The sequence below is a fragment of the Bacillus cereus group sp. N21 genome, assembly GCF_016483395.1.
Classification (GTDB): Bacteria; Bacillota; Bacilli; order Bacillales; family Bacillaceae_G; genus Bacillus_A; species Bacillus_A pseudomycoides.
In genome coordinates this window covers 1-393 of record NZ_JAEHBX010000259.1, presented here as the reverse complement: position 1 = coordinate 393, position 393 = coordinate 1, and the positions used below count along the sequence as shown (strand labels likewise).

Genomic DNA, 393 nt, shown 5'->3' with positions numbered 1-393 from the left:
AACATCCATGTTTATTCATGGTCTTTTTACACTGTCTACCTTAAGGGGATAATATCAGATTCCGTAAATCAATCTGTCCCTTTTTTATCATATGCATGGCTTCAACACCACTTAATATAGAGATTGCAGTTTTAAATGACTTAAACCCCAACATAGAACGCACACGTTTCTTAATAAAACGATGATCTTGTTCCACTATATTATTGAGATACCTAACTTGCCTTATCTTTATGCCTTCGGGCATATGCTTCTCTTCTTTCAACGCTTGAATCGCTACAGGATAGGCAGGTTTTTTATCTACTGTTATCACACGAGGTTTAGAAATGTACGAAAAAGCCAAGGCTTTCTTGAAAAAGCGCTTGGCTGCTTGTTTATCTCTTGATTTACTTAGAT

Annotated in this window: 1 protein-coding gene; it reads right to left on the bottom strand. The window is 36.1% G+C overall.

The annotated features are described in order from the left end of the window. Nucleotides 1-40 precede the first annotated feature (40 nt). Nucleotides 41-393 (bottom strand): DDE-type integrase/transposase/recombinase (locus tag JDS96_RS30760; RefSeq protein WP_199669127.1); only part of this gene is annotated, 353 nt, incomplete at its 5' end.